Annotated in this window: 6 protein-coding genes and 1 pseudogene; 6 read left to right on the forward strand and 1 reads right to left on the reverse strand. The window is 37.0% G+C overall.

All coding sequences use genetic code 11. From position 1 onward, the window contains the following. The first annotated feature begins 29 nt into the window (after positions 1 to 29). A complete protein-coding gene (locus tag DC53_RS09950) occupies positions 30 to 2,285 on the forward strand; it encodes an acyl-CoA dehydrogenase (RefSeq protein ID WP_007375505.1) in 2,256 nt (751 codons plus the stop codon). Between the two features lie 220 nt (positions 2,286 to 2,505). Here DC53_RS09950 and DC53_RS09945 read toward each other — a convergent pair whose 3' ends face one another. Further along, positions 2,506 to 3,468: an integron integrase gene (locus DC53_RS09945; RefSeq protein WP_033029868.1), complete on the reverse strand. Its 963-nt coding sequence runs from the start codon at positions 3,466 to 3,468 to the stop codon at positions 2,506 to 2,508. 249 nt (positions 3,469 to 3,717) lie between these two features. On the opposite strand from DC53_RS09945, the gene DC53_RS21385 reads away from it, so the two are divergent. The 5 genes and pseudogenes from DC53_RS21385 to DC53_RS09925 all read left to right on the forward strand — a co-directional run bounded on the left by DC53_RS21385 (position 3,718) and on the right by DC53_RS09925 (position 7,714). After that, complete coding sequence (locus DC53_RS21385; RefSeq protein WP_050484140.1) at positions 3,718 to 4,344, forward strand: DUF4145 domain-containing protein; 627 nt, start codon at positions 3,718 to 3,720, stop codon at positions 4,342 to 4,344. 112 nt (positions 4,345 to 4,456) lie between these two features. After that, positions 4,457 to 5,674: a hypothetical protein gene (locus DC53_RS09940; RefSeq protein ID WP_033029870.1), complete on the forward strand. Its 1,218-nt coding sequence runs from the start codon at positions 4,457 to 4,459 to the stop codon at positions 5,672 to 5,674. A 289-nt stretch (positions 5,675 to 5,963) separates the two neighbouring features. After that, a pseudogene (locus DC53_RS22405) lies at positions 5,964 to 6,104 on the forward strand (excalibur calcium-binding domain-containing protein); the annotation flags it as partial. A 167-nt stretch (positions 6,105 to 6,271) separates the two neighbouring features. After that, entirely contained in the window at positions 6,272 to 7,003 is a 732-nt protein-coding gene (locus DC53_RS09930) for a hypothetical protein (protein ID WP_033029874.1), read from the forward strand. Between the two features lie 120 nt (positions 7,004 to 7,123). After that, entirely contained in the window at positions 7,124 to 7,714 is a 591-nt protein-coding gene (locus DC53_RS09925; RefSeq protein ID WP_033029875.1) for an AbiU2 domain-containing protein, read from the forward strand. Positions 7,715 to 7,740 lie beyond the last annotated feature (26 nt).

The following is a 7,740-nucleotide window of genomic DNA, read 5'->3' on the forward strand; positions in this document are numbered from 1 at the left end:
ATTATTTAGCTGGTCGGATGAGTTCAATCATGAGTTTACGTACAAAACTAAAAAAAGTATTACCAAGTATTTCTATCACTGAACAAGAAGCGTTAGACGCGGGTGATGTATGGCTTGAAGGGTCTATCTATCAAGGTAAACCTGATTTCAGCGCATTGCGCGACGTACCTGCAGCTACATTAAGCGCAGACGAGCAAGCATTCTTAGACGGTCCAGTAAAAGAACTACTGGGCATGATTGACGATTCAGTGATTCAAAACGGCATTCATTTACCAAATGACATCTTAGAATTTTTGAAAAAAGAGCGTTTTTTCTCGCTTATCATTCCTAAGTCGTTTGGTGGTTTAGAGTTTAGCCCTTATGCAAACTCTACTATTGTTGGCACAATTGCGACTAAAAGTTCAGCAGTTGCGGTAACCGTCATGGTTCCAAACTCGTTAGGCCCAGGTGAGTTACTACTTCACTTTGGTACGCAAGAACAGCAAGCACATTACCTACCACGCCTAGCAAATGGTACAGATATTCCATGTTTTGCATTAACAAGCCCAGAAGCGGGTTCTGATGCAGGCGGTATTCCTGATGTTGGTAAAGTAACTAAAGGTATGTACAACGGCGAAGAAGTGCTTGGTTTAGAAATTACTTGGGACAAGCGCTACATTACACTAGCACCTATTGCTACCGTACTTGGTTTAGCATTTAAAGTAGTTGACCCTGATGGTTTATTAGGTGGTAAAGAAAACTTAGGTATTACCTGTGCACTTATTCCAAAAGAGCACCCAGGTGTTGAGCTTGGTAATCGCCACGACCCTATGGGTATTCGTTTTTACAACGGTACTACACGTGGTAACAAAGTATTTGTACCAATGGACTTTGTTATTGGTGGACAGAAAAACATCGGCCGTGGTTGGCAAATGCTGGTTAGCTGTTTAGGTGCCGGCCGTGGTATTTCATTACCTGCGCTAGGTGTGAGTACAGCACAAGTTGCATTTAAATCAGCGTCTGAATACGCAGCAGTGCGTGAACAGTTTGGTTTAGCGATTGGCCAATTTGAAGGTATTCAAGAAAAACTAGCTGACATTGCAGGTAAAACATACCTACAAGAAGCAATGCGCGTACTTACAACTGAAGGCTTAGGCATGGGCTTAAAGCCATCAGTAGTAACCGCAATCGCTAAATACCACATGACAGAGCTTGGTCGCGACGTACTTGATTCAGCAATGGATATTCAAGCAGGAAAAGCGATTCAAAACGGTCCACAAAATACCTTAGCAAGTGGTTATGTTGCTCAGCCGATTGCCATTACGGTAGAAGGCGCGAACATTCTTACTCGTAACCTAATGATTTTTGGTCAAGGTGTTATGCGTTGTCACCCATATTTACAATCTATGGTTGAGTCAATTCATAGCGAAGACAAAGGCGCAGATAAAGAATTTAACGGTATTTTACGTAAAACAATTGGCTACAGCACAGCAAACAGCTTACGTGCTTTCCGCCTTGGTGTTTTACCATTTACAGCAAGTGCAAACTCTGAATTACCAGAAGTACGCGACTACGAAAAAGCAGTACATAAGTTATCTGCAAAACTTGCAGTGTACGCAGACTTTTCGTTACTTGTACTTGGCGGTAAGTTAAAACAAGCAGAAATGCTATCGGCACGTTTAGGCGATGTAATGAGCTTCTTATATGCAGCTATGGCATCAATTAAATATTACGAGCAAAAAGTATCAAGTAGTGACCGTGAGCAAGCAGCGCCGTATTTCCATTACGCGACGCGTTTTGCACTACAAAGTGCTGAAGAAGCATTGCATAAGTTTTTAGATAACTTCCCTGCAAGTGGTACACGTAAGTTTATTCGTTTCATTACAATGAACTACTCAACTAAAATGCCAAAAATTAGCGATGATTTAATCCGCGAACTAGCTAAGCAAGCTCAGCTAGATACCGCATTTAAAGCGCAAATTACGCATTTAGTTAAGCCAGTTGAGGGCGATGGTCATCATATTAATGAGCAAGCTTACAAAGCTAAAATGGCATCACTTGGCGAGCTGGCTAAAGTTAAAAAAGCACTACGTGCTAAAGTAATTAAACCAGGTGCACGTTTTAACATTACGCTTGATAACGCACTAGCGGCGAACGTAATTACCCAAGCTGAACACGTTCAGTTAATTGATTACAACATCAAACGTGAAAAAGCGATTCGTGTAGATGAGTTCGATTTTGATATGAACATACTAGACGATAACGCACAGCCGATTAACCCGCTTAAAAGCGTAGTTAATCAGTAAAATTAAATTCAATGATGCAAAGCGCCCGCAGTATCGGCGCTTTTATTCTTGAGTAAAAAATTAGTGTGGAGCCCCGCTTGTGTAAAAACAAGCGGGGCTTTTTTATGTTTTTAAAAGTAGCAGTAGACGGCGGAATTCGTTTGTAAAGGGAGCTGGTTTAAGGTTGATTAAAAAAGCATAGATCTTTTGGGTTGTGCTTTTTTGTTTTAAATAGGGGAGTTTATAATCTTGAAAAAGGGCTGATAACTCCGTTGGCACCTTGTTGTAATACATGGGTATATATTTGCGTAGTACGCACGTCGCTGTGACCCAGTTGTGTTTGTACTGTGCGTATATCAGCGCCGCTTTGCAGCAAATGCGTAGCGAAAGAGTGGCGCAAAGTATGTGGTGTAACGTGTTTATTAATATGTGCATCAAAAGCAGCTTTTTTAACCGCGCGTTGTAATTGCTTTTCATCGATATGATGACGTCTCAATTGCTTACTCTCAGGATCAATACTTAATTTGTGTGATGAAAATAAATATTGCCAACCTAACTGTTTGTTATGGTTTGGATATTTTTTACGTAACAAATGCGGCATGTAAGCGCCGCTATATAATGGGTTTTTCAGATCTAATTGCAGGTAACTATCAACTAATTGTATTTGAGAACGTAATTGCGGTATGAGCTCTACTGCAAGGGTTACAACACGATTTTTGCCTCCTTTGCCATCCCAAATTCGAATGCAGTTATAGTCAAAGTCAATATCGTGTACTCGTAAACGCAGTACCTCCATTAATCGCATACCACTGCCATAAAGTAATCCACAGGGTAAATAATGCTTTGCTACAAAGTGTTTAAATAGCGCTGAAACTTCTGTTTGAGTAAGCACAACGGGTAGTTTTCTTGGGCGTTCACTTTTTACAAAGTCTAATGATAATGAAAGGGGGCTCTTAATTATTTCTTTATATAGGAAACTTAGCGCATTTAGTGCCTGCGCTTGTGTGCCTTGCGCTACGTTTTGCGAGTTTACTAAATGGTTCAAATACGATTCCACTTGAGTGTCTCCCATAGAGCTTGGGTGCTGCATATTATTAAAGCGGATATAGCTAGCTATCCAAAAAAGATAAGCTTCAATAGTGCTCTTTGCATACCGTTTGCTATACATATGGTCTTTAATCATGGTTAGAAAGAGAGATTTCATAAATGATATTCAACTTTTAAAAATATACTGTATATATAGACAGTTATTCGTGTTTTGTCCAATAACATTATTAAAAGTCGTTTTGGTGTATTTTAACAACAATAACTTTACAAAATACGTAATTACTTGTTTACATGGGAGTTGTCTAGTGGAATTATTAAGCAATGTAATATACGCCGTTTTGGGGTGTTATAAACTCCCAAAGTGGTGTTCAGTAAGCTGTTATACCTCAAAGGAGTAAATTTAAGCATGGGTGTTATAAAAAGGAATTGTCCTCATTGTGAAACTAAATCTATAGCTTTTATTGCTATATCAGCAGTAAGGAAACATGACACAAACATTTGGCTTACTTCGTTTAAATGTAACGGTTGTCATGGTGGTTACTTTGTTGAAATTAAAAGTAATTCAGGCGTTTCTCCTAAAGATCATCAAGGCGACATAGAAAGTGATAGGCATTTCAACACTACGAGGGAATACCCTAGGAAAGTAGAAACAAATATTCCAGAACATTTACCAAATAATATTAATAACTTTTTCTCTCAAGCAATATCTTCTCTCCGAAGTGAAAATTTTGATTCCTCTGCAATGATGTCTAGGAAAGTTTTAGAGGTATCAGTTAAAAATATTCACCCTGAAAGTACAGGTTCCTTATACCGAAGAATAGAAGCACTTGAGGCTGAAGGCTTAATTACTGGTGCTTTAAAAGAATGGGCTCATATTATAAGAGAAGATGGTAACGAATCAGCTCATGAAGAAGAGCCCGTTACCAGAGAATTTGCCGAAGAGATACTATCTTTTACAGAGTTATTTCTTTTATATGTATTCACAATGCCGGGTATGGTTAATGAGAGAATGCCTCAATCAGAAGAGGTATAACAAGTTGCTTAAACGGACACAAACAGCTGGCTGTGCTCGTACCTCGCTATTATAGCCAGCCATTTTTAGCCGCTTAGCAAAGCGTTAAATTGCAATCAAATCTCGAGGGTGTATGAGTAATCGTAGTAACGGAAAACTAGAAAGAAATGTAGGGGTATTATTATCTATAGGGGTAACTATATGCGTATTAATAATTGCATTTGGTTCTCTTTCTGCAAAGGAAAGTGCCATTCTCAGCTTATTACTAACTATTCTATCTGTTATGGCATCTTGGATTTTCTCCACTATCCATAGTTCATCTCAGCATGCAGAAGCCATAAGTGAAGTTAAAGAAATGCATAATGAAAATCTACGGACTTATGCATTAAAAGCTGCGGAAAAAGTTAATAATTTATCTGATCAGCTTAATAGATTAAGTTTATTTCTTGGTGAAGAATTGCAGGATGATGAAAATGCGCTTATTGATAGTAAACATAGAATTTTAAGTGGAATTCATATGATTGCAATGTTGAAATCCGTAAATGATACATCCCTAAGTGATTGGCAAGGGGTTATTGGAGAAGAAATAGAAGAGCATCGTAAAGAAGCTGAAGAAAACGAAAAATTGCTTCTTAAATTAATGGATAAAGTTGATCATTTATGGGATTCATATGAGCAAGATACAATAACAGCTGAGATCGTTGATAAAAGAGTTAATCAATTAAAGAAAGAAATGAAAAGCTTAGCGGGTAATATCACCGGTGCGCATATATCTATGCCTAGAGCTAAGAAAATAGTAAAAAGAAATTTAGTGAAGAACTGCCCATCTTGTAACAAAAATATATCCTATATACAAAGAGCTAAGCACGGTAGCGCGAAACCGTTAACATGTGAAAACTGCTCTATATCCCTTATTTCTATTTATGATGAAAACTTAGATGATTTTGGAGTTAATGTTTCCGGCTTGAAATCGGAAAATTTCAACTGTCCATCTTGCACAAAAAAAATAATTGGTGATGTTCATACGGTTCCAAACCAGAAAAATATAATAAAGTGCAAGGAATGTAGTGTGGATATAATATTAAATAGATCAACTGCAGGTAAAGTAGTTACGACTGTTAAACCAGAAGAAATATTAACTGGTTTGGTAATTGATGATGAATTTATCTCAAGAGTAGAGACTTTATTGCCTGTACAACCTTGGCCTCAACACGTCCACAAAGATATAGCGACTCAAATAAAAGCATCAAATGCTTCTGTTCAAAAAGCAATTAAACAACTCATATTAAGCGGTAAAGTAAAAGAACAAAAGGATGGGATTCTATATGACTTGGTACCATCGAAAGCATAGCAATTTAACAAGTTGCTTAAACGGACACAAACAGCTGGCTGTGCTCGTACCTCGCTATTATAGCCAGCCATTTTTAGCCGCTTAGCAAAGCGTTAGAAGTTTTATCAAGGATGGTGTTCAATTGAAAAATTTACTTATTCTCATTGTTATTTGTGGGGCGGCTTGGCAGTTCTATTTTAAAGATAGCGCTCTGGTCGAAACCACACATAAAAAAGCGGTATCTGAATTCTCAAATAGTGATGCTATGAAAACATTGGCTCAAGCTAAAGAGATAGCTAATCCTAAAGTCACTTACCAGTGTGATGGTAGGCAACATTGTTCTCAAATGACATCATATGAAGAAGCAAAGTACTTTATTCGTTACTGTCCCAATACAAAAATGGACGGTGATGGAGATGGAATTCCGTGCGAAAGACAGTTTAACAAGTAAGGTGCTTTCAAACTTCTAACAAGTCATTAAAGCAGGAAAATTTACAGTTGGCTGTTTTCACTGCGTTCAACATTTTAGCCAACTACAAATTTCCTCTTAATGAGGCGTTAGTTGCCACTGTTACCTGCATTGATTATTGCATTAAATTATAATGAAAGGAGAACAAATTGTTTAAAGGATATTACCGAAAATATATTTTTCACAGAATCGATGAGCTTAAACGCTATATAGAATTTTCAAATAAACTCTTATGTGAAAAGTTAGAGAAAGAAAAGATCGATAATGCTTTAGAAATAGCACAGATTGAAGATGAATTTTATAAAGAAAAATTTTTAGAACTAGCATATGAATCAGAAAATGAACTGAAATTTGATTATTCCTCTATGCACTGGTCATCAATCTTTATTACCCAGTATTCGTATATTGAACATATATTGGATGAGATCTGTGAATTTTATGCTGCTAAAACCGGGGCTAAACTAAAGTTAAAAGATCTCAATGGCGCAGGAATTGAGAGAGCTAAAAACTATATTTCAAAGTTTATGGGGCTTCCTGAGCCATTTGGAAAGGCTGAGTGGGGAAGGATAAAAGACTATGCTAAGATCAGAAATAAAATAATCCATGCAGGTTTATATTTAGATCAAGACTTGGATATTGATAAGCAAGTTATTAAGATCATTTCCAAAATAAACTCTGTGTCATTAGAGCGTTTTTATCATCATGAGCCTGACGACCCTTATGATGAAAGTAATAACAATTTCAATTCAATTCTTTATGATCCTAAGTTGGAATTAAATGCAGACTTCCTTAATGTTGTTGTAACTGATTATGACAAATTCTTTGATCATCTATTTGATGAATTAGAGAAACTAGTGGATAAGAATGGAAAAGGCAACTAACAAGAACTTTAAACGGAACAAAAACAGTTGGCTACGTTTCGCTCCGCTTCACAATTATAGCCAACAATTTTTGTCCGCTTAAGTGGGCGTTATGGCTCTCTATAGCGAAGGAAGTTTTACATGGAAAATAAATTGCTTGATGCTTTCAAAAAAGAACTTTGGGATATTGAACAACACTGGTATTTGTTTATTGGTTTATTTGACAAACCAAGTAGAGAGCTTCGTCGTGAAAAAATATACCCCTCTTCACCTTTGCTTTTTGATCTAATTAAACTTAGGTTTCATGATCATATTGTACTTCAACTGGCAAAATTGTTAGATCCCAAAGAAACTGGTAATCCCAGATACGGGAACACAAATCTTAGTCTTGCTAGGTTGCTACATGATCTAGGTCCATTTCCCGAAGATGTTCAAATTCAGTTAGATGAATGTGTAGTTGCAATAGATGAAAATAAAGGTCCAATTCTTGAGCATCGAAAAAAAAGAATTGCCCATAATGATTTAGCCAATAAACTAGATCGCGATTTGCCAAATATTAAAATAGCACAAATTACAACCATTCTTAATAACTTAGAAACAGCTCTTAATTTAATGTCGAGCTTTAAAAGAGGAAGAGTACATCAGTTTTTTCCTGACAAAGTAAGTGATGATATGAACCCTGAACATTTAATTGAAATAATATGTGCAGGTAGAGAAAGCTTGGGTGTGTAAAGCCATAACAACACGCCCTGAGGTGG

It is taken from the genome of Pseudoalteromonas fuliginea (assembly GCF_000690055.1).
GTDB lineage: Bacteria > Pseudomonadota > Gammaproteobacteria > Enterobacterales > Alteromonadaceae > Pseudoalteromonas > Pseudoalteromonas fuliginea.

Coding starts and splice junctions, on each gene's coding strand:
- DC53_RS09950 (WP_007375505.1), top strand. CDS start 30: ATGAGTTTACGTACAAAACTAAAAAAAGTATTACCAAGTATTTCTATC.
- DC53_RS09945 (WP_033029868.1), bottom strand. CDS start 3,468: ATGAAATCTCTCTTTCTAACCATGATTAAAGACCATATGTATAGCAAA.
- DC53_RS21385 (WP_050484140.1), top strand. CDS start 3,718: ATGGGTGTTATAAAAAGGAATTGTCCTCATTGTGAAACTAAATCTATA.
- DC53_RS09940 (WP_033029870.1), top strand. CDS start 4,457: ATGAGTAATCGTAGTAACGGAAAACTAGAAAGAAATGTAGGGGTATTA.
- DC53_RS09925 (WP_033029875.1), top strand. CDS start 7,124: ATGGAAAATAAATTGCTTGATGCTTTCAAAAAAGAACTTTGGGATATT.